We start from the raw sequence: 23653 nt of genomic DNA, 5'->3' as shown, positions 1-23653 counted from the left end.
CATCTGGCGGTCGGGGTGGTGAGGCGTACGGTGTTCTCGACAGACCGGCGGCCTGGGGCGACACTTGTGCGGCCCCCAGGCCCCACGTCCTTGATCCCTAGAGGAAGGTGCACGCGTGCCCCGCCGCAGAATCGGCTTCTGGTACCGCTTCGCCGCGGTGATCGCCAAACCGCCGCTGGTGGTTCTGATCAAGCGGGACTGGCGTGGAATGGAGCACATTCCGGCCGAGGGCGGATTTATCACCGCGGTGAACCATAATTCGCACATCGATCCCTTCGCGTACGCGCACTTTCAGTACAACACCGGCCGCGTTCCGCGATTCCTGGCGAAGAGCGGGCTTTTCAAGAAGGGATTCGTCGGCTCCTTCATGCGCGGTGCCGGGCAGATCCCCGTCTACCGGGAGACCACGGACGCGCTGAGCGCCTTCCGCGCCGCGATCGACGCCGTGGAGCGCGGCGAGTGCGTCGCCTTCTACCCGGAGGGCACCATCACCCGGGACCCGAACCAGTGGCCCATGACCGGCAAGACCGGCGCCGCACGCGTGGCCCTGCAGACCAAGTGCCCGGTGATCCCCGTCGCGCAGTGGGGCGCCAACGAACTGCTGCCGCCCTACGCCAAGAAGCCCAACCTCCTTCCGCGCAAGACCCACCATGTCCTCGCGGGCCCGCCCGTGGACCTCACGCGGTTCTACGACAAGGAGATGACCCCGGACCTGCTCAAGGAGGCGACCGAGGTCATCATGGCCGCCGTCACCCGCCAGCTCGAGGAGATCCGCGGCGAGAAGGCGCCCGCGACGCCGTACGACCCGCGCCAGGAGCGCATCGAGCAGCGCCGCAGGACCGCCGCGCAGAACAACCGTCAGACGCAGCCCAGGGCCGAGCACGAGAAGGCCGGACAGGAAGAGGGGCAGGGCACGTGAGCAAGCCCGTCAAGGCGGCAGTCCTGAGTGCCGGTTCATGGGGTACGGCCTTCGGCATCGTCCTCGCCGACGCCGGCTGCGAGGTCACCCTGTGGGCCCGCCGCCCCGAGGTCGCCGACGCCATCAACTCGACCCGCACGAACCCCGACTACTTCCCCGGCGTCGAGCTCCCGCAGGGCATGCGGGCCACCACCGACCCGGCCGAGGCCATGGCCGGCGCCGACTTCACGGTGCTGTCCGTCCCGTCCCAGACCCTGCGCGCCAACCTCGCCGAGTGGACGCCGATGCTGGCGCCGGGCACCGTCCTCGTGTCGCTGATGAAGGGCGTCGAACTCGGCACCACCATGCGGATGAGCGAGGTCATCGAGGACGTGGCCAAGGTCGGCCACGACCGCATCGCCGTCGTCACCGGGCCCAACCTGGCCCGCGAGATCGCCTCCCGCATGCCGGCCGCCGCGGTCGTCGCCTGCACCGACGAGTCCGTCGCCCAGCGCCTCCAGGCCGCCAGCCACACGCCGTACTTCCGGCCGTACACCAACACGGACGTGGTGGGCTGCGAACTGGGCGGCGCCGTGAAGAACGTCATCGGCCTCGCCGTCGGCATCGCGGACGGCATGGGCCTCGGCGACAACGCCAAGGGCTCGCTCATCACCCGCGGCCTCGCCGAGACCACCCGCCTCGGCGTCGCGCTGGGCGCCGACCCGCTGACGTTCTCCGGACTCGCCGGTCTCGGCGACCTGGTGGCCACCTGCTCCTCGCCGCTGTCGCGCAACCACACCTTCGGCACCAACCTCGGCAAGGGCATGACCCTGAAGGAGACCATCGCCGTCACCAAGCAGACCGCAGAGGGCGTCAAGTCCTGTGAGTCCGTGCTGGATCTGGCCCGCCGGCACGGCGTCGACATGCCCATCACGGAGACGGTCGTCGGCATCGTGCACGAGGGCAAGCCGCCGGTGGTCGCCCTCAAGGAGCTGATGTCGCGCAGCGCGAAGCCGGAGCGACGGTGAGCGACGCCGGGGGAACGCCGCCCTCCGGACGCTGACTCGGACCCTACGGGCGGGTACGCTCAACGCGATATGAGCACCGAGAACCTCCCCCAGAGCCCAGACCAGCCGCCCCGCAAGCCGCGTGTGGCCGTCGTGTTCGGCGGTCGCAGCTCCGAGCACGGGATCTCCATGGTCACCGCCGGCGCCGTACTGCGCGCGATCGACCGGACGAAGTACGACGTCCTGCCGATCGGCATCACGCAGAGCGGCCGATGGGTGCTCACGGCCGACGAACCGGAACGCATGGCGATCACCGAGCGCCGTACGCCCACCGTCGAGCAGTTGGCCGACTCGAGCGAGGGCGGCGTGGTGCTCCCCGTCGACCCGGCGAACCGCGAAGTGGTCTACAGCGAGCCCGGGTCGGTGCCCAAGGCGCTCGGTGAGATCGACGTGGTCTTCCCGGTGCTGCACGGCCCCTACGGCGAGGACGGCACCCTCCAGGGCCTGCTGGAGCTCTCCGGAGTGCCGTACGTGGGCTCGGGCGTGCTCGCCTCGGCCGTCGGCCAGGACAAGGAGTACATGAAGCGGGTGTTCACCTCGTTCGGGCTCAAGGTGGGCCCGTACGTGGTGATCCGGCCGCGCGAGTGGGAGCAGGACGAGTCCGCCGCCCGCAAGAAGATCATCGACCTCGCCGGCGACCACGGCTGGCCGCTGTTCGTGAAGCCCGCGCGCGCGGGTTCGTCGATCGGCATCACGAAGGTCGAGGACCTGTCGGGGCTGGACGAGGCGATCGCCGAGGCCCAGCGGCACGACCCGAAGATCCTCGTCGAGGCGGCCCTGCGCGGCCGTGAGATCGAGTGCGGGGTGCTCGAGTTCGAGGACGGCCCGCGCGCCTCGGCCCCGGCCGAGATCCCGCCGCCGGACGCGCACGCGTACTACGACTTCGAGGCCAAGTACATCGACTCGACGCCCGGCATCGTGCCGGCGCCGCTGACGCCCGAGGAGACGGCTCAGGTGCAACGCCTGGCCGTGGACGCCTTCGAGGCGGCCTCCTGCGAGGGCCTGGTGCGCGCGGACTTCTTCCTCACCGAGGACGGGGAGTTCGTGATCAACGAGATCAACACGATGCCCGGATTCACGCCGATCTCGATGTACCCGCAGATGTGGCAGGCGAGCGGGATCAGCTACCCGGACCTGGTGGACCTGCTGATCCGGGCGGCGCTGCGCAGGTCGACCGGCCTGAGGTGAGACGGCCCGGGGCGATCAGGAGGCGATTCCGACCGGGATCGCCTCCTTGATCGCCGACGCCAGGTCGATCAGCACTCCCGAGCTGTCACGCCCCTTGGGCACCGTGACCTCGACATACGCGAGGCGGCTGGCGGTGGTGAACCGATACGCCCCGTCGGCGTCCCGCTCCATCAGCCAGTTCACGCCGTTCACGCCACCGGCCGCCGCGTCGTCGTCCTTGCCCTGCGCCACCTTCGGGTCGGCCATCTTCGGCGGTCGTACGACACCGCACCGCAGTATGATCGCCGGGTCTCCCCAGCCCGCGGTCAGCGCGGACGCGGGCGAGGGATCCTCACGGCCGGCACCGTCCACCTCGGCCGGCAGTACCTTGTCGAGGTTCTGACACAACTCGGTGGCCTTCGCACCGGGGCTGGGAACCGCCGTCGACGCGCTGCCGTCCGCTGATGAGCAGCCCGCGGCGGTGATCAGCAGGGCGAGCGCGGGCAGCCCGATGACAGAAATGTGCCGGTGACGCAAAGAGTTCACCGGCCAAGGGTAGACGGGGGCTACAGATGTACGACCGGGCAGGTCAGGGTGCGGGTGATGCCGTCCACTTGCTGGACCTTCGCGACCACCATGCGACCCAGGTCGTCGACGGTGTCGGCTTGGGCGCGCACGATGACGTCGTACGGTCCGGTGACGTCCTCGGCCTGGATGACTCCAGGGATCTTGCTGATCGTCTCGGCGACGGTCGACGCCTTGCCGACCTCCGTCTGGATCAGGATGTACGCCTGTACCACGGAACCTCCAGGGCGGCCACGAGGATCATGTGGGGAAAAGGAACGCCACGGTATCGCGTCGCCGCTCGTCACGGGGAGACCCTCGGTGGCCAGGGCTCCCGCGCCGCGGTGCACGCACGACAGAAGTTGACGTACACCTCGACCGTATCGAGGACAGTTGGGACGCGCGACCGGGTGCGGACAGGGACAGAAGGGGCGTAAGGGCAATGAAGGGCACTGTTGGTGAGCTCGGTGAGTTCGGGCTCATCAGGGAGCTCACCTCCCGTCTCACCACCACCCCGGCGGTCCGGGTCGGCCCGGGCGACGACGCCGCGGTGGTGGCCGCGCCCGACCGAAGGGTGGTCGCCAGCACCGACATCCTGCTGGAGGGACGGCACTTCCGCCGCGACTGGTCCACGGCCTACGACGTCGGCCGCAAGGCCGCCGCGCAGAACCTCGCGGACATCGCCGCCATGGGCGCCGTGCCGACCGCGCTGCTGCTCGGCCTGGTGGTGCCGGCCGAACTCCCGGTGACCTGGCCGAGCGAGCTGATGGACGGGCTGCGCGACGAGTGCCAGGTCGCCGGTGCCTCGGTGGTCGGCGGGGACGTCGTACGGGGCGACACCATCACGGTGTCGATCACCGCGCTCGGCGATCTGCGCAACCAGGAGCCCGTGACGCGGGCCGGCGCGCAGCCCGGCGACCTCGTCGCCGTGACCGGCTGGCTGGGCTGGTCCGCCGCCGGATACGCCGTGCTCGCCCGCGGTTTCCGCTCGCCGCGCGCCTTCGTGGAGGCGCACCGGCGCCCCGAGCCGCCGTATCACGCGGGTCCGGCCGCCGCCGGTCTCGGCGCCACCGCGATGTGCGACGTGAGCGACGGGCTGATCGCCGACCTCGGGCACATCGCCGAGGCCAGCAAGGTCCGCATCGACATCCGTTCGGGCGCGATCGACATCCCGACGCAGATGAACGACATCGGGCAGGCCGTCGGCGTCGACCCCATGCAGTGGGTGCTGACCGGGGGAGAGGACCACGCGATCGTGGCGACCTTCCCGCCGGACGTGAAGCTGCCGGCCCGCTGGAAGGTGATCGGCGAGGTCCTCAACCCCTCGGCGCTGCCGCAGGTCACGGTGGACGGGGCGCCGTGGACCAAGAAGGGCGGCTGGGACCACTTCGGCGGGAGCATCGAGTCATGATCCCGGGCGTGCTCACGGTGGCCGGCTCCGACTCCGGTGGTGGCGCGGGCATCCAGGCCGACCTGAAGACGATGCTCGCGCTCGGCGTGCACGGCATGAGCGTGATCACCGCCGTCACCGCCCAGAACTCCCTGGGCGTGCAGGGCGCTTGGGAACTGCCGGTGGACGCGGTGCGGGCGCAGTACCGCAGCGTCGTCGACGACATCGGCGTCCAGGCGATCAAGACGGGCATGCTCGCTTCGGCCGAACTCGTCGAGGCGGTCGCCGAGTTGATCGGCGGCACGGACGCGCCGACAGTCGTGGACCCGGTCGGGGTCTCCAAGCACGGCGACTCGCTGCTGGCGGCCTCCGCGCTGGACTCCGTACGCACCAAGCTGCTGCCGGTCGCGACCGTGGCGACGCCGAACCTCGACGAGGTAGCTCAACTCACCGGAGTGCACGTCGAGTCGGAGGACGACCTCAGGCGGGCCGCTGCGGCCGTGCTGGCGTACGGGCCCCGCTGGGTCGTGGTGAAGGGCGGCCACCTCTCCGGCGACGCCGTGGATCTCCTCACCGACGGCTCCGAGGAGCACTGGCTGCGCGCCCCGCGCCACGACAACCGGCACACCCACGGCACGGGCTGCACCCTCGCCTCCGCGATCGCCTCGCAGCTCGCCAAGGGACAGCCCGTGCCGGAGGCGGTGGCGGCGGCCAAGGAGTACGTCACCGGCGCCATCGCCGCCGGCTTCGCCCTCGGGGGCGGGATCGGCCCCGTCGACCATGGCTGGGCCCTGCGGGGCTGCGAGCCCTGAGGGCCTGGAATAACCCCGCCTGCTCAGCGGCGTCCGGCACGCACGCTCCGGCTCCGCCGCACGACCCGCGATGCCGCACGCCGAGAGGGCGGCGACGCCCCGACGGTCGTACGACAGCGGCTCCGACCGGAGGACCGGGACGGCCGCCGCAGCGCTCCGGGGCGCCGTCGAAGCCGACCGGCGGGCTCCGGCGCCGGGATCAGGTCCACGCCCGTGATCCCCAGCGACTCACGGCTCGTGGCGAGCACCGCGCCCCGGGGCAGGCGCCGAGGGCCGGCGCCGACAGCGCGGCCGCGGCCGCCACGAGGTGCTCGGTCGTCGGTGGGTACCTCCGAAGAGCCCAGGATGCCGAAGCGCATGCCGGGGTGTGAGGCGGGCCGGTCCGGTAATCGGGCACTGCGGCCGGGCACAGCAAAAAGCCGGCCCACCTTCCGGTGGACCGGCTCAGTGCAGCGAACCAGCAGTGGCCGCGCGCTCAGCTGTGGGCGTCAGCGCGAGACCTTGCCGGCCTTGATGCACGAGGTGCAGGCGTTCACGCGCTTCGGCGTCCCGCCGACCACGGTACGCACACGCTGGATGTTCGGGTTCCAGCGACGGGACGTACGGCGGTGCGAGTGCGAGATGTTGTTGCCGAAGCCCGGCCCCTTGCCGCAGACGTCGCAGTTGGCAGCCACGGGTCACTCCAAAGACTTCAGATGCACTTACGGATAATCCCGGCATGCCGGGATCGAGATCGCAGGATCAGAGATCTGAGTGGCGTTGCCAGGGGAACGGCCCGATCTGGATCGGGCAACCGGAGCAGCATACAACGACTGCGCCAGCAGAACGAAACTACCATGGCAGCTCAGGGGCCCGCTCCCGGCCCACTTCCGGCGCACACCCACTCTGGGTCTACGCTGCGTGCCACGTCCGGCAGCTCAAGGAGGCGCAGGTGGCGCAGGTGCCGCAGACATTCTTCGATGCTCTCGCGGTGCGCACCTGGTGCGGCCTCGCGCTGGAGTCACTCGGCCGCGCGCGCGAGGAGATCGACGCGATCAACGTCTACCCCGTGGCCGACAGCGACACCGGGACGAACCTGTATCTGACCGTGGAGTCGGCGGTCGCGGCGGTGGAGGCCGTCTTCACCGCGTACGACGTGGGCAAGCCCACTCTCGCGGACGCGGCCCGCGCGATGGCGCACGGGGCCCTCATAGGCGCCCGGGGGAACTCCGGGACCATCCTCGCCCAGCTCCTGCGCGGCATGGCCCAGGTGCTCGCCGCCGACGGTGAGACCGCTCACACCGACGGCTCGGGTCTGCGCCTCGCCCTGCGGCAGGCCGCCGACTCCGCCCGGCAGGCCGTGGCCCATCCCGTCGAGGGCACCGTCCTCACGGTCGCCTCGGCCGCCGCCGACGCGGCGGACGGCGCCGCGGGCCACGACTGCGGGGCGGTCGCGCGGGCGGCCTACGAGGGGGCGCGTACCGCGCTGGCGGCGACGCCCGGGCAACTGGCGGTCCTGCGGCGGGCGGGCGTGGTCGACGCCGGGGGGCGGGGGCTGCTGGCGGTGCTGGGGGCGCTGGTGGAGACGTTCACGGGGGAGGCGGCCCCCGTGGTGTGGCCGGGGGCGCACGCGCGCGTGGACGCCGGTTCCCCTGTCGGTGACGGTGTCCCCCTCCCCGACGTCGAGGACTGCGCCGACGTCGGGGAGGCGGGCGGTCCCGCATTCGAGGTGATCTACCTGCTGGAGGCCGAGGACGCGGCCGTGGCCCGGCTGCGGGAGCGGCTCGACGGGCTCGGGGACTCGCTGGTGATCGTCGGCGGCGACGGGCTGTGGAACGTCCATGTACACGTGGACGACGCCGGGGCCGCCGTGGAGGCGGGCGTCGAGGCCGGGCGGCCGTACCGGATCCGGATCACCCACTTCGGGGCCGGCGACGCGCACACCACCGGCGAGCGCCTGCCCCGGGAGCGGGTCCAGCGCGCCGTCGTCGCCGTCGTGCCCGGCGAGGGTCTGGCCGGGCTGTACGGCGAGGCCGGCGCGACCACCGTCCTCGCGCGCCCCGGGGAACCGCCCGCCAGCGGGGAGCTGGTGGAGGCCGTACGGCGCGCCCACGCGCGCGAGGTGGTGCTGCTGCCCAACGACGCCGAACTGCGCCACACCGCCGCCGCGGCGGCCGAGCAGGCCCGCACGGAGGGCATCCGCGTCGCGCTGATCCCCACCCGCTCCGCCGTCCAGGGCATCGCGGCGCTCGCCGTGCACGAGCCGGAGCGCCGCTTCGACGAGGACGTCGTGTCGATGACGTCGGCGGCCGGCGCGACCCGCTACGCCGAGGTCGCCGTCGCCGAGCGCCAGTCCTGGACCATGGCCGGCATCTGCCAGGCCGGCGACGTCCTCGGCCTCATCGACGGCGACGTGGCCGTGATCGGCACGGACGTCACCCGCACCGCCGAGGCCGTCCTCGACCGCATGCTCTCCGCGGGCGGCGAACTCGTCACCCTCGTCCTCGGCGACGAGGCGCCCGGGACGATCGCCGAGCGCCTCGAGGCACGCGTGCGCGAGTCGTACCTCGCCGTCGACACCGTGGTGTACCGGGGCGGGCGGCAAGGGGCCCTGCTGCTCATCGGCGTGGAGTGAGCGGGTCTGTTCCCCGGCCTTGAGCGGGGCCTACTCCGCGCCCTGCTCCCGCACCACCTGAAGCATCTGCTCGGCCTCCGCCCGCCGCTCGCGCGCCGCCTCGTCGTCCTCCCCGGCACCGGCGTAGGCCGCCAGCACCGCACGCGCGTGTGCCGCCGCCCCGTCCGGGCGGCTCAGGTCGGCCTCCAGCCAGCCCGCGGCGAGTTCGGCGCCGGTGCGGCTGTGCAGGGCGTCCTCGCCAAGGGACGCGAACACCGCCACGGCCCGCGTCACCTGGGACAGCGCCGCCTCGAGGGTGCCGCGGATCGACTCGTCCTCGGCGTCCTCCGCGGCGGACCGCGCGAGCAGGTCGCCGAACTGGCGGTGGGTGTGGCCGAGCTCGGCGACGAGCCGCATACGCGCGTCCTCGTCGTCGGCCGCCTCCAGCGCCGCCGCGCACTCCTCGACCGCGCTCGCCATCAACCCGGACGCCTGGTCCTCCCCTGCTGCGTCCTCGCGCAGCGCCAGCCACGCGCGGGCGCGCAGGGACCGGACGAGGCCGTGGACGTTGCCGACGGAGCGCCACAGCCCGCCCGCGCGCGCGTACGCCTGGTCCGCCTCGGCGTGCAGCCCCGCGTGGCCGAGCGACTCGGCGGCGAGGTGGGCGAGCGTGGCGTGGTCGTGCTGCTCGGGCCAGTGCCGGGCGATCTCGGCCGCCTGCAACCGGCGTTCGGCCGCCGCGCGGTGCTCGCCGAGCTCGCTCAGGCAGTCGCCGAGCCACCACCGCGTCTGCACGACCGCCCCGTCGCCGTGCGTCTCGGCGCTCAGGTCGGGCAGCGCCGACTCCAGCACCTCGGCGGCCTCGGCGAACCGCCCCTGCCGCAGCAGGAACCCGCCGAGCTGGTGCCGCGCCCAGGCGCCCAGCGTGCGGCTCTCGCCCGCCTCGTCGGCCCAGTGCGCCGCCTGAAGGGCGTGCTCGGCGGCCTCCTCGGAGCGCCCCCGGCCGCCGAGCACCTCGGCGAGCTGGAGGTGCAGCTGGGCCCGGCCGACGGCCTCCAGGTGGGGCCCGCCGTGCTCCAGGGCCGCCCGCAGCGCCCGCTCGGCCTCAGCCGTGTCGCCGAGATGGTGCGCGAGTCCGGCCAGCCGGGCCTCGTACTCCACCGCGAACCACGGCAGTCCCGCCCCGACGAACGCCGCCGAAGCCCGCGCGAACAGCTCCGCGGCCCCCTCCACGTCCCCCGTGAGCGCCGCCAGCTCGGCGAGCATCGCCTGCGCCTCCGCGACCCGCGAGGCGAGCCGTACGTCGTCCCCGGTCTGCCCCTCGACGAGTGCGAGCACCTCACGGGCGGCGGACTCGGCGTCGGCCAGGACGGCCCCCTGGACCGCGTCCTGCGCCTCGCGCACCCGCCGCATCAGGATCCGCGCCCGGCTCATCAGAACGGCCGCCGTCTGCCGTACCCCCGTGCCGTCCTCGGCGTACAGCGCGAGCGCCTCGTCGTACAGGCCGGCGATCGTCGCCAGGGCCTCGGAGACCTCGCCCGTGAGCGCCCTCACGTACGCGCCACGCGCGCGTGCCGCCAGCGCCTCGCCGGGGTCGCCCGCAGCCGCGTACAGCTCGGCGGCCTCCGCGAACAGCGGGATGCCCTCGGGGCCCAGGTCCATCGCCCTGTGGTCGACGATCTCCGCTCGGTCGAGGGCGGCCAGCTCGACGCCCTCGGCGGCCCGGGAGACGGCCGCCCAGGCCTCGACGGCGCCCGGCTGCAGGGTGTCCGACAGCCGCCGCGCCTCGGCGATCAGCGCGGGCAGGTCGGACCGCGGGTGCGTGTCCTCGGGGGCGTTGACGGGCGCGGCGGCCGGCGTCGGCCGCGCCGCCGTACGCACCCCCAGCGGCAGCCGCTCCACCAGGGGCTCCTGCCGCATACGCGCGCGTGCCCGCTCGCTGATGTGGGTCGTGCCGTTGCGCTCGTCGAAGCGCGCGGCCAGGGCGAGGGCCTCCTCGCGCGCGTGGGCGGCGAGTTCGCGGGCGGTCCAGGTGCGGCCCGCCGGACCGGGCACTCGCAGATCGGCCGGCCCGAGCGCGCCCAGGCGGTCCATGAGCAGGGCCACCACCGTCATGAAGTCCAGCTTGCTGCGCGGATGCCCGTCGTCCGTGAAGTACGCCGGCCGCTCCGCGAGCAGTTCCAGACCGCGCGCCTCGTTGCCGGTCAGCGCGCAGAACTCCACATGGTCCGCGTACGCGCCCCGCATGCTCTCCATGGGCCGTACGAGCCTGAAACCGCGCAGATGGTTGGCGCGGGCCTCGTCCACCCGGCCCAGGCGCAGCAGCGGCGTGAGGGAGGACGCCAGAACCGTGTGCGGCTCGTGGGCGCAGGTGAACTCGCCCTCCAGGACCGGCCCCCACAGCCGTAGCGCCTCGGCGTCCCGGCCCCGCTCCGCCTGCCACCACCCCTGCCCGTGCAGCTCGCAGGCGTGGCAGTCGGCCATGCTGTCCCGGTCCGCGGCCAGCCAGGCGCCGTACGCCCGCTCCGCCCGCGCCACGTCCCCGACATGCGCCGCCACGCTGAACTCGGCGCTGCGCACGGCCCGTTCGGAGTGCCCGGCCAGCCGGTAGCGGTGCTCCATCTCGCCGAGCCACTTCTCGACCGAGGCCAGCGGGATGTGCGGCTGGTCGAGCATGCCGGACGACATCCACTTGAAGACCCAGTGCAGCGAATGCGTCTCGTACGCGTCGAAGTCCTCGGGCCGCTCGTCCCACATGCGCAGCAGACGCGCGAAGGGGACGAACATCTTGTCCTTCTCGGAGCTGTAGTTGTAGACCTTCAGCTGGTGCCCGAGCGCCTCGATCACGGCGAGCGGGACGCCCAGCTTCTCGGCCTCGACGAGAAGCTGCTCCGCGCGCGCGTTGCGGGCGGGACCCTCCGGCTCCTCGCCGTTCTCCGCCATCGCCCGGCGCAGCGCGTCGAAGTCGGTGATCTCGCCCATCAGCGGCCTCCCTCGCCGTTCGTGGCCCACTCCAGCAGACCGATGAAGGCCCGGTTCAGCAGCGCCGAGTCGGCCGGCCTCAGCGGACGCTGCGCCATCAGCAGGGCCTGCCCGTACAGGGACTCGACGGCGGTGCCGATCAGCTCCGGATCGCCCAGCGAACCGATCCGCCGGATCAGCGGGTTGAGGTGGTTGAGCACCAGACGCGCGCGTGGCGCGCTGCCGCGCAGCGAGCCGAGGATGCCGGCCCACAGGTCGTCGGCCTGCTCCTCCGCCTCCGCACGCGCCTGCTCGTGCCGGGCCGCCCGGTCGTCGAGGTGCAGCGCGGGCACCGACAGCGGATGGAAGGCGCGCAGGACGACATCACAGCCCAGCGGGTCGAGCTTGGCCCGCGCGGCCGCCAGGAAGCCCGACAGGGCCAGCTCCTCGGCCGCGTCGACCGCGTCCAGATGGGCGGTCACGGTGTCCGCGTCCAGCTCGGCGACCACCGTCCCCGGCCGCACCGACGGCAGCGCCTCGACCAGCTCGCTGTCGTAGGTGTAGCCGCCGTTGATCACTCCGACGCCCTGCGCGGACGCGATCGGCGCGACCTGCCGGTACTCCTCGACGGTCCGCGTGAAGTGCACCACCGGGTGCCGCTGCGCGAACTCCTCCAGGGACAGCCGCCCGTCGGTCGTCTCGAACGGCAGCCACGGCAGCATCGTCCGCAGCATCTCCTTGTCGTGCCGCGCGAGGGACTTGACCCCCAGGTGGTGCACGGACAGGAACGCCGCCAGCCGTTCCGGATCACCGGCCGCGAGCCCCGTCAGCCAGGACCGAATCCTTTCGCCGAGGGCCTCCCGTACGGCCGCCAGCGTCTCGTCCTCGTACAGCGACTCGCGCGAGGCCGTGGGCCGCAGGCTGTCCGTGTCCAGCACACACCGCACGAAGAACGCCCAGTCGGGCAGCAGCTGTTCGGCCCGCTCGGTCAGCAGCATGCCCTTGAGGTGGACGCGATGACCGGCCCGCTGGGCCGGGCTGACCGCCGCGGGAAGGACGTACGCCACGCCCCGGACCCCGGCGAGCGGCACGTCCAGCTCGACGGAGTCCAGCGGGGTGAAGCCGAACAGGTCGTGACAGTGCCGGGCCAGGGCCACCCGCCGGGTGGCGGGGGAGGGGTACGACCGGTCCCAGGGCGCCGGCAGGTCGGTGACCGCCTCGTCGCCGACCCGCACCTCGTACGGCAGCAGCGAGCCGAAGTCCCGCGCCAGCGCCAGAACCCGGTCCTCGGCCAGCCACTCGGCGGCCCCGGCGCGCGCCACCAGGTGCACGGTGGTGCCCGGTTCGGCGCGGGCGTCGCCGGGCAGGGTCCGCACGGTGTACGAACCGTCGTCCGTGGCCGTCCACTCCACGGGCGCCGCGTCCGGCGTACGGGCGCTGCGGCTGACGACGCGGATCCGCTCGGCGACCACGAAACAGGCCAGCAGACCGATGCCGAACTGCCCCAGGAAGTCGGACCGGGCCTCCTGCAGCCCCTCGGCGCGCTTGGAGCTGCGCCCGATGGTGGCGAGGAGGCTGTGCACGTCCGCCTCGGTCAGCCCGACCCCGGAGTCCTCGACCCGCAGGGTGCCCTGCTCGGCGTACAGCCGCACCTTGGCGGGCGCGTCCGGATCCTCGGCGCGTCTGGCGGTGATGGCGTCGACGGCGTTCTGCAGCAGCTCGCGCAGATAGACCTTCGGACTGGAGTAGAGATGGTGGGAGAGCAGGTCCACCAGACCACGCAGGTCGACCTGGAACGTATGAGGTGACTGGGACGGCTGAGGGGCCTGGGATGACTGTGAGGTCTGGGAGTCCATCGTCGCTGCGCCGTTGGGGGGATCAGGGGTGTTCTGAGAGTCCCGCACAGCACCCGCGGCGCCCGGGACTCTCACAACACCCCCTACGCGACGGCGCGGGGTCGGGCGGTCCCGGTGAGGCGGTGACCGCGGAAGGATGGCCGGAGCGCGCCATCCTAGGGCCGAAGCGAGCCGTCTGACCAGGGGTTTCCGGACGTCTACTCGAGTTTGCCGCGTGTTGTCCGCGCCGGTCGTCCCGGCCGACCTGCTCTTCTGCCGGGGGTCCGGGGGTTGTCCCCGGGATGATGCAGCACCGGGACGGCCGCCACGACCTCTACGGCATTGTCAGTGCCGTGGTGTGGAATGGATGTCGTGCCCGCACTGGAAGAACCACTGAAGAAAGTGCTCGGCCCCGCCACCGCGAAGGTGATGGCCGAGCATCTCGGCCTGCACTCCGTGGGCGACCTCCTGCACCACTACCCCCGCAGATACGAGGAGCGGGGCCAGCTCACCCACCTCGCCGACCTCCCCATGGACGAGCACGTCACGGTGGTCGCCATGGTCGCGGACGCCCGCCTGCACACCTTCGCCTCCAGCAGGGCCCCGCGCGGCAAGGGCCAGCGCCTGGAGGTCACGATCACCGACGGCAGCGGCCGCCTCCAACTGGTCTTCTTCGGCAACGGCGTTCACAAGCCCCACAAGGAGCTGCTGCCGGGCACCCGCGCGATGTTCGCGGGCAAGGTCTCCGTCTTCAACCGCCGACTCCAACTGGCACACCCGGCGTACGAGTTGCTGCGCGGCGACTCCGACGAAACCGTGGAGAGCTGGGCCGGCGCCCTGATCCCCCTCTACCCCGCCACCGCCAAGCTGGAGTCCTGGAAGATCGGCAAGGCCATCCAGACGGTCCTGCCCAGCGCCCAGGAAGCCGTCGACCCCCTCCCGGACACCCTCCGCGCGGGCCGTGGCCTGGTCACCCTCCCCGAGGCCCTCCTCAAGATCCACCGCCCGCACACCAAGGCCGACATCGAGGACGCCCGCTCCCGCCTCAAGTGGGACGAGGCCTTCGTCCTCCAGGTGGCCCTCGCCCGCCGCCGCTTCGCCGACGCGCAACTGCCCGCGGTGGCCCGCACACCCCAGCCGGACGGCCTCCTGACCGCCTTCGACGACCGCCTCCCCTTCACGCTCACCGAGGGCCAGCAGAAGGTCTCCCGGGAGATCTTCGCCGACCTGGCGACGGAGCATCCGATGCACCGCCTGCTCCAGGGAGAAGTCGGATCGGGAAAGACCATGGTGGCGCTGCGCGCCATGCTCGCCGTCGTCGACGCGGGCGGGCAGGCCGCCATGCTCGCGCCCACCGAGGTGCTGGCCCAGCAGCACCACCGCTCGATCGTCGAGATGATGGGCGAGCTGGCCGAGGGCGGGATGCTGGGCGGGGCGGAGCAGGCCACGAAGGTCGTGTTGCTCACCGGCTCCATGGGGGCCGCCGCCCGCCGCCAGGCACTGCTCGATCTCGTCACCGGCGAGGCCGGGATCGTCATCGGCACGCATGCCCTGATCGAGGACAAGGTGCAGTTCCACGACCTCGGCCTGGTCGTGGTCGACGAACAGCACCGCTTCGGCGTCGAGCAGCGCGACGCCCTGCGCGGCAAGGGCAAACAGCCCCCGCACCTGCTGGTCATGACGGCCACGCCCATCCCGCGCACCGTCGCCATGACCGTCTTCGGCGACCTGGAGACCTCGGTCCTCGACCAGCTCCCGGCCGGCCGCTCGCCCATCGCCTCCCATGTCGTCCCGGCCGCCGACAAGCCCCACTTCCTCGCCCGCGCCTGGGAGCGGGTGCGCGAGGAGGTCGGGAACGGCCATCAGGCGTACGTCGTCTGCCCCCGCATCGGCGACGAGGAGGACGACCCGAAGAAGACCGGCGGGAGGAAGTCCCCCGAGGACGAGGCCGAGAAGCGCCCGCCGCTCGCCGTCCTCGACGTGGCGGACCAGCTCGCCAAGGGCCCGCTCCAGGGCCTCGGGGTCGAGGTCCTGCACGGACGTATGGCCCCGGACGACAAGGACGCGGTGATGCGCCGCTTCGCGGCCGGCGAGACCGACGTCCTGGTCGCCACCACGGTCATCGAGGTCGGCGTGAACGTCCCCAACGCCACCGCCATGGTGATCATGGACGCCGACCGCTTCGGCGTCTCCCAGCTCCACCAGCTGCGCGGCCGAGTCGGCCGTGGCTCGGCGGCGGGACTCTGCCTCCTGGTCACCGAGATGCCGGAGGCCAGCGCGGCCCGCCAGCGCCTCAACGCGGTCGCCGCCACCCTCGACGGCTTCGAGCTCTCCCGCATCGACCTGGAGCAGCGCCGCGAGGGCGACGTCCTGGGGCAGGCCCAGTCGGGCGTGCGGTCCAGTCTGAGGGTCCTGGCGGTCATCGAGGACGAGGAGATCATCGCCGAGGCGAGGGAGGAGGCGGCGGCGGTCGTGGCGGCCGACCCGGACCTGACCGACCTGCCGGGCCTGCGCACGGCCCTGGACGCCCTCTTGGACGAGGAAAGGGAGCAGTTCTTGGAGAAGGGGTGACGGATGCCGACCCAGGGGTGCGGGGCTGTAATCCATATGCGGCTACCGCCGCGCGGGCGCGACCAGCCACACTGAACCTAAAGCCGCCCACGACCAAGGACCAAAGATGACCCGCGTGATCGCCGGCGCAGCCGGCGGACGTCGTCTAGCCGTGCCGCCCGGCACCGGAACCCGGCCCACATCAGACCGCGCACGCGAGGGTCTCTTCTCCACCTGGCAGTCCCTGCTGGGCGGCCCCCTGGAGGGCGAGCGGGTCCTCGACCTCTACGCCGGCTCAGGAGCAGTCGGCCTGGAGGCACTGTCCCGCGGCGCCGGCCACACCCTCCTCGTCGAGGCCGATGCCCGAGCCGCCCGCGTCGTCCGCGAGAACGTCAAGGCTCTCGGCCTCCCCGGCGCCGAGGTGAGGTCGGGCAAAGCCGAACAGTTCATCCAGGCCCCGGCGCCGGCCGAGCCGTACGACATCGTCTTCCTCGACCCGCCGTACAGAGTCACAGATCACGATCTTCGCGAGATTCTGCTCACACTCCGCTCAGGGGGCTGGCTCGCGTCGGACGCGCTCGTCACCGTGGAGCGCAGCACCAGAGGCGGGGAGTTCCGATGGCCGGACGGCTTCGAAGCGATCCGGGCCCGTCGCTACGGCGAGGGAACGTTTTGGTACGGTCGCGCCGCCGCCATCGGCGACAACGCCTCTACGTGCGAAGACGCACGATGACCGGACCGGAGAGCGAGGGATCACAAGTGCGCCGCGCCGTCTGTCCCGGGTCATTCGACCCGATCACCAACGGACATCTCGACATCATTGCCCGCGCCTCCAGGCTGTACGACGAGGTCTACGTCGCCGTCATGATCAACAAGGCCAAGAAGGGCCTGTTCGAGGTCGACGAGCGGCTCGACCTGATCCGCCAGGTCACCGCCGAGTACGGCAACGTCCGCGTCGAGGCCTTCCACGGCCTCCTCGTCGACTTCTGCAAGCAGCGCGACATCCCGGCCATCGTCAAGGGCCTGCGCGCGGTCAGCGACTTCGACTACGAGCTGCAGATGGCGCAGATGAACAACGGTCTGTCGGGCGTGGAGACGCTGTTCGTGCCGACCAACCCCACCTACAGCTTCCTGTCCTCCTCCCTTGTGAAGGAGGTGGCCACTTGGGGCGGCGACGTCTCCCACCTTGTGCCGCCGGCGGTCCTGGAGGCCCTCAACAAGCGTCTGCGCCAAGGCTGAACGGGCGGCTACAGTCGTCCCGTCCGTCTCCATCACAGCTGTAGAGAGTGGCGAGCACACGGTGGACGTACAGAAGAAGCTCGACGAGATCGTCACGGCGGTCTCAGGTGCCCGTTCGATGCCGATGTCGGCCTCGTGCGTGGTGAACCGCGCCGAACTGCTCTCGTTGCTCGAAGAGGTCCGTGCGGCGCTGCCCGGCTCCCTCGCCCAGGCCCAGGAGCTGATCGGCGACCGCGAGCAGATGGTCGAGCAGGCCCGTCAGGAGGCCGAGCGGATCATCCACTCCGCGCACGCCGAGCGCGGCTCCCTGATCTCCGACACCGAGGTCGCCCGCCGCTCCCAGGCCGAGGCCGACCGGATCGTCGCCGAGGCCCGCAAGGAGGCCGAGGACATCCGCGCGGAGGCCGACGACTACGTCGACTCCAAGCTCGCCAACTTCGAGGTCGTCCTCACCAAGACCCTCGGCTCCGTGGGCCGCGGCCGCGAGAAGCTCCTCGGCACCGGCCCGGGCCTCGACGAGCAGGGCTACGAGGACGAGGACGCCCCCGAGCGCAGCCACGACCCGGAGACCCTGCGCCGCACCGCCGACCAGTACGTCGACGCCAAGCTCGGCGCCTTCGAGGCCGTCCTCGCCAAGACCCTGGAGGCCGTCGGCCGCGGCCGGCAGAAGCTGCACGGCCGTATCGCCACCGACGACCTCGGCGCCCTCGCCGACGACGACAGCAGCGTCCGGCACTCCAGCGACGCCGACTACCTCGCCGACCTCGCCGCGCTCGCGGAGCAGGACACCCCGGCGGCCCCCGCCGAGCAGCCGGCCGCCGTACCGCCGCAGCCGCAGTACGACCCGCAGACCGTGCAGTCCGCGTACGGCTACCAGCAGCAGACCGCCGATCCGTACGGCGGCTACCAGCAGGGCTACGGCGGCCAGCAGGACCCCTACGGCTACCAGCAGGCCCAGCAGGCCGATCCCTACGCCTATCAGGGCTACGAGGGCCAGCAGGCGGCGTACGACCCTCAGCAGGCGGCACAGCAGCCCCAGCAGCCCCAGCAGTCCTACGCCGCCCTCGACGAGACCAGCCTCTTCGACACCAGCATGATCACCCCGGAGCAGTTGAGGGCGTACGAACAGGGACGCGGCCAGTAAGGGACCACCGGATTGGGCCGTGAGCGAAAGGTCCAGTATCCTGGCTCTTCGGTCGCGCGTACGTCCGCGATCAACGCTGCCCGGGAACACCGCAGGGCAGTGACCCCCTGAGCTCAGCAGATCGAAAGCAGGAATGGCGTGACAGCCCGCCTCGACCACCGCAACCCTCTCGTGTTCGACACGCACGAGCTGGGTCGGCGGCCCGGTGCGCTGCAGCGCCTGACCCGTACGGTCGACGCCCCCAAGGACTTCGGTATCCAGGGAGTCGTCGGAGTGCCGGAAGGCGCCCCGGTGGAGCTCGAACTCCGGCTCGAGTCGGTCATGGAAGGGGTGCTTGTCACAGGCACCGCCCGTGCACAGGCCGAGGGGGAGTGCGTAAGGTGTCTGGAGCCGCTTCAGCTCGACGTGGAAGCGGACTTCCAGGAGATGTTCTCGTACCCTGACGCCGACGACCGGGGCCGCGTGCACCATGCGGAACCCGGCGACGACGCCGAGGACGACGAGGGCAGGCTCTTCCTCGAGGACGGCCTGTTCGACCTCGAACCGGTGCTGCGTGATGCGGTGGTGCTCGCACTGCCGATGCAGCCGGTGTGCCAGGAAGACTGCCCGGGACTGTGCGCCGAGTGCGGAGCACGTCTCGCGGACGACCCGGACCACCACCACGACGCCGTCGACATCCGTTGGGCGGCACTGCAGGGACTCGCCGATTCACTCGAACCCGGCGATAAGGACGAGAAGAGCGGCGCCGAAGCGGGCGTCGACGAGAAGCAGGAGAAGTAGCCGTGGCTGTTCCGAAGCGGAAGATGTCGCGCAGCAACACGCGCCACCGCCGGTCGCAGTGGAAGGCTGCGGTCCCCACCCTGGTTGCGTGCGAGCGCTGCCACGAGCCCAAGCAGCAGCACATCGCGTGCCCGTCTTGCGGCACCTACAACAAGCGCCAGGTCCTCGAGGTCTGAGCGGCTGGTGAGAGGCACTGTGTCCACGCCGAAGAAGAACGCATCGGACAACACGGCCTCGTCCCACACGCTGTTGGAAGGGCGGCTCGGGTACAAGCTCGAGTCCGCCCTTCTGGTGCGTGCGCTGACCCACCGCTCGTACGCGTATGAGAACGGCGGTCTGCCGACCAACGAGCGACTGGAGTTCCTCGGGGACTCCGTGCTCGGCCTCGTGGTCACGGACACGCTGTACCGAACCCACCCCGACCTGCCCGAAGGCCAGCTGGCCAAGCTGCGGGCCGCGGTGGTCAACTCGCGTGCGCTGGCGGAGGTCGGCCGCGGGCTCGACCTGGGCTCCTTCATCCGGCTCGGCCGCGGTGAAGAGGGCACGGGCGGCCGGGACAAGGCGTCCATCCTCGCCGACACCCTGGAAGCGGTGATCGGCGCGGTCTATCTCGACCAGGGCCTGGACTCGGCGGCGGAGCTGGTGCACCGCCTGTTCGACCCCCTGATCGAGAAGTCCTCGAACCTCGGAGCCGGCCTGGACTGGAAGACCAGTCTCCAGGAGCTCACCGCGACCGAGGGGCTCGGCGTGCCCGAGTACCTGGTCACGGAGACCGGCCCCGACCACGAGAAGACCTTCACTGCTGCCGCCCGCGTCGGAGGCGTCTCGTACGGCACCGGCACCGGCCGCAGCAAGAAGGAGGCGGAACAGCAGGCCGCGGAATCCGCGTGGCGGTCCATCAAGGCCGCGGCGGACGAGCGCGCCAAGAAGGCGGCCGCGAACGCCGCCGAGCCCGGCGCCGACGCGTCGGCCCCCGCCTGACCGAACAGCGCGATCCGAGCGCCCGTCCCGGCCATGGGGCGGGCGCTCGGCCCATACCCGCAAGGTGCGTACGGGGGATCCCATGCCCGAGTTGCCCGAGGTCGAGGTCGTCCGGCGCGGTCTGGAGCGGTGGGTCGCCCATCGGACCGTCGCCGACGCCGAGGTGCTGCACCCGCGTGCCGTACGCCGGCACATCGCCGGTCCGGACGACTTCGCGCACCGCCTCAAGGGCCACCGCGTCGGCGTGCCGAGCCGGCGCGGGAAGTACTTGTGGCTGCCCCTGGAGGACACCGCTCAGTCGGTCCTGGCGCACCTCGGCATGAGCGGTCAGCTGCTGGTCCAGCCGCAGAACGCGCCCGACGAGAAGCACCTCAGGATCCGGGTGCGGTTCGCGGACGCGCTCGACACCGAGCTGCGCTTCGTGGACCAACGCACCTTCGGCGGCCTGTCGTTGCACGACAACACCCCCGACGGCCTGCCCGACGTCATCGCGCACATCGCACGCGACCCGCTGGACCCGCTCTTCGACGACGAGGCCTTCCACCAGGCCCTGCGCCGTAAGCGCAGCACCATCAAACGGGCCCTGCTCGACCAGTCGTTGATCAGCGGCGTCGGCAACATCTACGCGGACGAGGCCCTTTGGCGTGCCCGCCTCCACTACGAGCGTCCGACCGCGACCTTCACCCGCCCGCGCAGCCTCGAACTCCTGGGCCATGTGAGGGACGTGATGAACGCGGCCCTCGCGGTGGGCGGCACCAGCTTCGACAGCCTCTACGTCAACGTCAACGGAGAGTCCGGCTACTTCGACCGGTCACTCGACGCGTACGGCCGTGAAGGGCTGCCCTGCAAGCGGTGCGGTACGCCGATGCGCAGGCGGCCCTGGATGAACCGGTCCAGCTACTTCTGCCCGAAGTGTCAGAGGGCGCCGCGCGTGTCGTCGTAGCGCCGACGCGACTCGAGCACGTCGTCCATCCGCCCCTCCACGAAGTGGATGAGGCTCAGCAGCCGCTCGGCGACCCCGCGACCGAGCGGCGTCAGCTCGTAGTCGACGCGCGGTGGATTGGTCGGCTGGGCCTCGCGGTGCACCAGGCCGTCCCGCTCCAGGGCGTGCAGCGTCTGGGACAGCATCTTCTCGCTGACGCCGTCGACCCGGCGGCGCAGCTCGTTGAAGCGCAGCGAGCCCTCGTACAGCGCGCCGAGCGTGAGTCCGCCCCAGCGGCCGGTGACGTGCTCCAGCGTGCCGCGCGAGGGGCAGGCCTTGGCGAACACGTTGTACGGGAGGTCCGGTGCCTCCGTGCGCTGCTGCGTGGTGTCCATCGTTCAAGCGTACTCCAGCGCAGCGCTATCGCCAGGTTTGCGCTAACTTTCTGCTAGTCGGGCTCGCCGGCCTACCTGGGCACCGCGTCCGGCGCCTGGCCGAGACCGCGAAGGGGCTCCCGTCCGTGACGGGAGCCCCTCGTCGTACGCCGCGCGCTCCTAGTACCCGAAGTCCTGCGTCCACCAGGGCCCGCCGGCGCCGAAGTGCACGCCGACGCCCAGGGTCTTGAAGTCGCAGTTCAGGATGTTGGCCTTGTGACCCGGGCTGTTCATCCAGGCCTCCATCACCGCCGCCGCGTCGGCCTGGCCGCGGGCTATGTTCTCGCCGCCGAGGTCGGTGATGCCGGCCTTCGCGGCGCGGTCCCACGGAGAGGCACCGTCGGGGGAGGTGTGGTCGAAGAAGCCGCGCTCGGCCATGTCCTCGCTGAAGGCCTGGGCCAGATCGGTGAGCGAGCTGTTGGCGGCGACCGGGCTGCAGCCGACCTGGGCGCGCTCCTCGTTGACCAGCTGCAGCACCTCGGCCGCGGCGGCGGCCTCCGCGGAGACCTGCACCGGGGCGCTGGTCCGCTCCTTCTGGGGCTCCTTGGTCTTCTGCGGAGCCGGCGCCTTGGTGGCCGTGCGCGAAGGCGTCTCCTTCGGCTTCTCGCTGGGCGTCGCCGACGGCTCCTTCGACGGGGTCTTCGTCGGCGCGGCCGACGAGGTCGACGGAGCCGGCGAGGTGGGCCGCTCGACGTCGCGGCTGGTCGCGTCGCCGCTGCCGTCCCGGTCGGCGCTGCCGGAGGTGCCGCCCTGCTCGGCGGGGGTGTTGGTCGGGGTGTCGGCGGCCTGCACCCGGTCCGGCCCGCTGCCGCCGCCGAGCTGGTAGTTGTCGAGGCCGGGCACCACGCCCGTGGCGACCGCGACCGTGCCGAGGGCCACCGCGGCGGAGACGCCGAGCAGCCCGGTCTTCACCGGAGCCGCGGCCTTCTTCTTGCGGCGGCGGTGTGTGCCCCCGGGCCGCCGGGAGCCGACGTCGGGCGTGAAGCCCACGCTGCGGAAGGCTGCGGTCTCCTGGGCCGGGAAGGTCGTGGTGTCGGTGAGCCGGGCGTAGTCGTCGTCCGTGGCGAAGAGGTAGGCGTCACTCTGCGCGTAGGCCTCGGCGTACGCCTCCGGGTTCAGATAGGGCGCGATGCCTCTCGTGGGCCGGTCGCTCGCGTACGAGTCGCGTGGGTCGTGGCCCTCCGTATAAGAGCCGTCCGTATGTGTGACCCCCGTGGCGCGGCCCGTGGCGGCGCGGCCGGCGGCGGAGCGTCGGTGGCGTCCCATGTCCTGGCCTTCCTCGTCCCTGCGGTCTCAACGTCCTCACAGAACTCACACGATCGAGTGAGTTTCATATGAGATTCATTGGGTGGGGACGGTACCGCATGGCGCCAGAGGGGGAAGTGCCCGGAGAGACATTGGCCCGTTAGGTTGCACTCATGAGCGAGGATGTACGGCTGGTCGCCTGGGTGCGTGGACGCGTCCAAGGCGTGGGTTTTCGCTGGTTCACGCGGGCCAAGGCCCTCGAGATCGGCGGCCTGAGTGGTTTTGCTCTCAATTTGGACGACGGACGCGTCCAGGTGGTCGCCGAGGGGGCCCGTGACGGCTGTGAGGGACTGCTCGACTGGCTCCAGGGCGACGACACGCCCGGGCGGGTCGACGGTGTCACCGAGATCTGGGACACACCTCGCGGGGGCTACGACGGCTTCGCCATCCGTTGAGCCGATTCCGTAAATCGGCCCCGGAGCAATCGGAGGGACCTGCCACCGGCAACTGCCCCGAGCAGAAATGAGCAGGTGGTTGCCAAGAACAGCCAGTGGTGGCAGGCTCCGCACTTAGAGATGATCGCCACGCCCCGAGGGGCCCGCAGGAGTCGCCACGCAGCCGCTTCCGGCCGTGTGCCCCCGGGTTTGCCCGCCAATACGGGGCGTGATCGTGTTGACCGTCAAACTTTTTGGTGAGACGCTGAAAGCCCCGCGCACCTTAGCTGTTTGGCGTGGCTGAACGGCAGCACAACTCCAGGCCTCCCAAGCAACCGCGGGTGCGAATCCCTCACGACCCACACCGCTTCGGTCGGTCACTCAGTGTGGAGGACCATCCATCATGGCAAAGGCGCTTCTCGGTTACGTCGGCGGCTCCGACCCTCGACTCCTCGCCGAGATGCGACGGCTCCAGCAGCGTGTCCAGGACCTGGAATCCGAGCTCGTACGGATCCAGGCGGAGAACGACGCGCTGACGGCTGCCGCTTCTCACGACAGGATCATGGAGAGCATCGACGCACACCAGGCGGAGCCTGCGCTCACCTGATCACTGCATCGCTCCACGACAGCACCAGCA

General features: G+C 71.7%; 23 protein-coding genes. 16 read left to right on the top strand and 7 right to left on the bottom strand.

Annotated features, from left to right (window positions below; genetic code table 11):
• Positions 1–115: 115 nt before the first annotated feature.
• From IM697_RS35380 to IM697_RS35370, 3 genes are all read left to right on the top strand, one after another.
• Positions 116–919, top strand: coding sequence for a lysophospholipid acyltransferase family protein (locus IM697_RS35380; RefSeq protein WP_194040159.1), 804 nt, complete (start codon positions 116–118; stop codon positions 917–919).
• Positions 916–1926, top strand: coding sequence for an NAD(P)H-dependent glycerol-3-phosphate dehydrogenase (locus IM697_RS35375; protein WP_194040158.1), 1011 nt, complete (start codon positions 916–918; stop codon positions 1924–1926). The genes IM697_RS35380 and IM697_RS35375 overlap by 4 nt, the downstream gene beginning before the upstream one ends.
• Before the next feature lie 69 nt (positions 1927–1995).
• Positions 1996–3153, top strand: a complete 1158-nt coding sequence (locus IM697_RS35370) for a D-alanine--D-alanine ligase family protein (RefSeq protein WP_194040157.1) — start codon at positions 1996–1998, stop codon at positions 3151–3153.
• A 15-nt stretch (positions 3154–3168) separates the two neighbouring features.
• On the opposite strand, the gene IM697_RS35365 is transcribed toward IM697_RS35370, so the two are convergent.
• Together IM697_RS35365 and IM697_RS35360 are read right to left on the bottom strand one after the other, a co-directional pair.
• The gene (locus IM697_RS35365) at positions 3169–3678 is read right to left on the bottom strand and encodes a DUF3515 domain-containing protein (RefSeq protein ID WP_194040156.1); all 510 of its coding nucleotides are present in this window, start codon (positions 3676–3678) and stop codon (positions 3169–3171) included.
• Between the two features lie 20 nt (positions 3679–3698).
• The gene (locus tag IM697_RS35360; RefSeq protein WP_003997603.1) at positions 3699–3932 is read right to left on the bottom strand and encodes an Lrp/AsnC family transcriptional regulator; all 234 of its coding nucleotides are present in this window, start codon (positions 3930–3932) and stop codon (positions 3699–3701) included.
• A 206-nt stretch (positions 3933–4138) separates the two neighbouring features.
• Here IM697_RS35360 and IM697_RS35355 point away from each other — a divergent pair, with 206 nt between their 5' ends.
• Entirely contained in the window at positions 4139–5107 is a 969-nt protein-coding gene (locus IM697_RS35355) for a thiamine-phosphate kinase (RefSeq protein WP_194040155.1), read from the top strand.
• Positions 5104–5898 carry a bifunctional hydroxymethylpyrimidine kinase/phosphomethylpyrimidine kinase gene (thiD, locus tag IM697_RS35350; RefSeq protein WP_194040154.1) on the top strand — a complete coding sequence of 265 codons (795 nt, stop codon included), beginning with the start codon at positions 5104–5106 and terminating at the stop codon, positions 5896–5898. The genes IM697_RS35355 and thiD overlap by 4 nt, the downstream gene beginning before the upstream one ends.
• A gap of 488 nt (positions 5899–6386) precedes the next feature.
• Here the strand turns inward: thiD and rpmB are convergent, their stop codons facing one another.
• Entirely contained in the window at positions 6387–6572 is a 186-nt protein-coding gene (gene rpmB, locus IM697_RS35345) for a 50S ribosomal protein L28 (RefSeq protein WP_003993230.1), read from the bottom strand.
• A 257-nt stretch (positions 6573–6829) separates the two neighbouring features.
• On the opposite strand from rpmB, the gene IM697_RS35340 reads away from it, so the two are divergent.
• Entirely contained in the window at positions 6830–8512 is a 1683-nt protein-coding gene (locus IM697_RS35340; RefSeq protein ID WP_194040153.1) for a DAK2 domain-containing protein, read from the top strand.
• Between the two features lie 30 nt (positions 8513–8542).
• On the opposite strand, the gene IM697_RS35335 is transcribed toward IM697_RS35340, so the two are convergent.
• Positions 8543–11473, bottom strand: a complete 2931-nt coding sequence (locus IM697_RS35335; protein WP_194040152.1) for a tetratricopeptide repeat protein — start codon at positions 11471–11473, stop codon at positions 8543–8545.
• Positions 11473–13308 carry an HSP90 family protein gene (locus IM697_RS35330; protein ID WP_194040151.1) on the bottom strand — a complete coding sequence of 612 codons (1836 nt, stop codon included), beginning with the start codon at positions 13306–13308 and terminating at the stop codon, positions 11473–11475. Before IM697_RS35330 ends, IM697_RS35335 begins: the two co-directional genes overlap by 1 nt.
• Before the next feature lie 342 nt (positions 13309–13650).
• Here IM697_RS35330 and recG point away from each other — a divergent pair, with 342 nt between their 5' ends.
• The 8 genes from recG to mutM all read left to right on the top strand — a co-directional run bounded on the left by recG (position 13651) and on the right by mutM (position 20924).
• Entirely contained in the window at positions 13651–15858 is a 2208-nt protein-coding gene (gene recG / locus IM697_RS35325; RefSeq protein ID WP_194040150.1) for an ATP-dependent DNA helicase RecG, read from the top strand.
• A gap of 106 nt (positions 15859–15964) precedes the next feature.
• The gene (gene rsmD / locus IM697_RS35320) at positions 15965–16570 is read left to right on the top strand and encodes a 16S rRNA (guanine(966)-N(2))-methyltransferase RsmD (RefSeq protein WP_194040149.1); all 606 of its coding nucleotides are present in this window, start codon (positions 15965–15967) and stop codon (positions 16568–16570) included.
• 26 nt (positions 16571–16596) lie between these two features.
• Positions 16597–17076 (top strand): pantetheine-phosphate adenylyltransferase, encoded by a 480-nt coding sequence (gene coaD, locus IM697_RS35315; protein WP_194050014.1) that lies wholly within the window; start codon positions 16597–16599, stop codon positions 17074–17076.
• A gap of 61 nt (positions 17077–17137) precedes the next feature.
• Positions 17138–18220 carry a cell division initiation protein gene (locus IM697_RS35310; protein ID WP_194040148.1) on the top strand — a complete coding sequence of 361 codons (1083 nt, stop codon included), beginning with the start codon at positions 17138–17140 and terminating at the stop codon, positions 18218–18220.
• A 138-nt stretch (positions 18221–18358) separates the two neighbouring features.
• The gene (locus IM697_RS35305) at positions 18359–19000 is read left to right on the top strand and encodes a YceD family protein (RefSeq protein WP_194040147.1); all 642 of its coding nucleotides are present in this window, start codon (positions 18359–18361) and stop codon (positions 18998–19000) included.
• Between the two features lie 2 nt (positions 19001–19002).
• A complete protein-coding gene (rpmF, locus tag IM697_RS35300; RefSeq protein WP_003951102.1) occupies positions 19003–19176 on the top strand; it encodes a 50S ribosomal protein L32 in 174 nt (57 codons plus the stop codon).
• A 19-nt stretch (positions 19177–19195) separates the two neighbouring features.
• Complete coding sequence (gene rnc, locus IM697_RS35295) at positions 19196–19981, top strand: ribonuclease III (protein WP_194050013.1); 786 nt, start codon at positions 19196–19198, stop codon at positions 19979–19981.
• A gap of 82 nt (positions 19982–20063) precedes the next feature.
• Positions 20064–20924, top strand: coding sequence for a bifunctional DNA-formamidopyrimidine glycosylase/DNA-(apurinic or apyrimidinic site) lyase (gene mutM, locus IM697_RS35290; protein WP_194040146.1), 861 nt, complete (start codon positions 20064–20066; stop codon positions 20922–20924).
• Here the strand turns inward: mutM and IM697_RS35285 are convergent.
• Together IM697_RS35285 and IM697_RS35280 are read right to left on the bottom strand one after the other, a co-directional pair.
• Positions 20897–21298, bottom strand: coding sequence for a winged helix-turn-helix transcriptional regulator (locus IM697_RS35285; RefSeq protein ID WP_194040145.1), 402 nt, complete (start codon positions 21296–21298; stop codon positions 20897–20899). The genes mutM and IM697_RS35285 overlap by 28 nt on opposite strands.
• Positions 21299–21457: 159 nt before the next feature.
• Positions 21458–22603: a CAP domain-containing protein gene (locus IM697_RS35280; protein ID WP_194040144.1), complete on the bottom strand. Its 1146-nt coding sequence runs from the start codon at positions 22601–22603 to the stop codon at positions 21458–21460.
• 152 nt (positions 22604–22755) lie between these two features.
• Here IM697_RS35280 and IM697_RS35275 point away from each other — a divergent pair, with 152 nt between their 5' ends.
• Positions 22756–23037: an acylphosphatase gene (locus IM697_RS35275; protein ID WP_194040143.1), complete on the top strand. Its 282-nt coding sequence runs from the start codon at positions 22756–22758 to the stop codon at positions 23035–23037.
• Positions 23038–23419: 382 nt separating this feature from the next.
• A complete protein-coding gene (locus tag IM697_RS35270; RefSeq protein WP_058922942.1) occupies positions 23420–23623 on the top strand; it encodes a hypothetical protein in 204 nt (67 codons plus the stop codon).
• Positions 23624–23653 lie beyond the last annotated feature (30 nt).

Origin of the sequence: Streptomyces ferrugineus, assembly GCF_015160855.1 — a bacterium.
Taxonomy (GTDB): Bacteria; Actinomycetota; Actinomycetes; order Streptomycetales; family Streptomycetaceae; genus Streptomyces; species Streptomyces ferrugineus.
The sequence above is the reverse complement of the archived record's forward strand: the minus strand, read 5'-3'. Positions and strand labels throughout refer to the sequence as shown.

Bases quoted from the DNA above. Each gene is read 5' to 3' on its own strand.
- IM697_RS35285 (WP_194040145.1), bottom strand. From the start codon at position 21,298: ATGGACACCACGCAGCAGCGCACGGAGGCACCGGACCTCCCGTACAAC.
- IM697_RS35280 (WP_194040144.1), bottom strand. From the start codon at position 22,603: ATGGGACGCCACCGACGCTCCGCCGCCGGCCGCGCCGCCACGGGCCGC.
- IM697_RS35270 (WP_058922942.1), top strand. From the start codon at position 23,420: ATGGCAAAGGCGCTTCTCGGTTACGTCGGCGGCTCCGACCCTCGACTC.
- IM697_RS35355 (WP_194040155.1), top strand. From the start codon at position 4,139: ATGAAGGGCACTGTTGGTGAGCTCGGTGAGTTCGGGCTCATCAGGGAG.
- recG (WP_194040150.1), top strand. From the start codon at position 13,651: ATGGATGTCGTGCCCGCACTGGAAGAACCACTGAAGAAAGTGCTCGGC.
- mutM (WP_194040146.1), top strand. From the start codon at position 20,064: ATGCCCGAGTTGCCCGAGGTCGAGGTCGTCCGGCGCGGTCTGGAGCGG.
- IM697_RS35335 (WP_194040152.1), bottom strand. From the start codon at position 11,473: ATGGGCGAGATCACCGACTTCGACGCGCTGCGCCGGGCGATGGCGGAG.
- IM697_RS35275 (WP_194040143.1), top strand. From the start codon at position 22,756: ATGAGCGAGGATGTACGGCTGGTCGCCTGGGTGCGTGGACGCGTCCAA.
- rsmD (WP_194040149.1), top strand. From the start codon at position 15,965: ATGACCCGCGTGATCGCCGGCGCAGCCGGCGGACGTCGTCTAGCCGTG.
- IM697_RS35330 (WP_194040151.1), bottom strand. From the start codon at position 13,308: ATGGACTCCCAGACCTCACAGTCATCCCAGGCCCCTCAGCCGTCCCAG.
- thiD (WP_194040154.1), top strand. From the start codon at position 5,104: ATGATCCCGGGCGTGCTCACGGTGGCCGGCTCCGACTCCGGTGGTGGC.
- IM697_RS35370 (WP_194040157.1), top strand. From the start codon at position 1,996: ATGAGCACCGAGAACCTCCCCCAGAGCCCAGACCAGCCGCCCCGCAAG.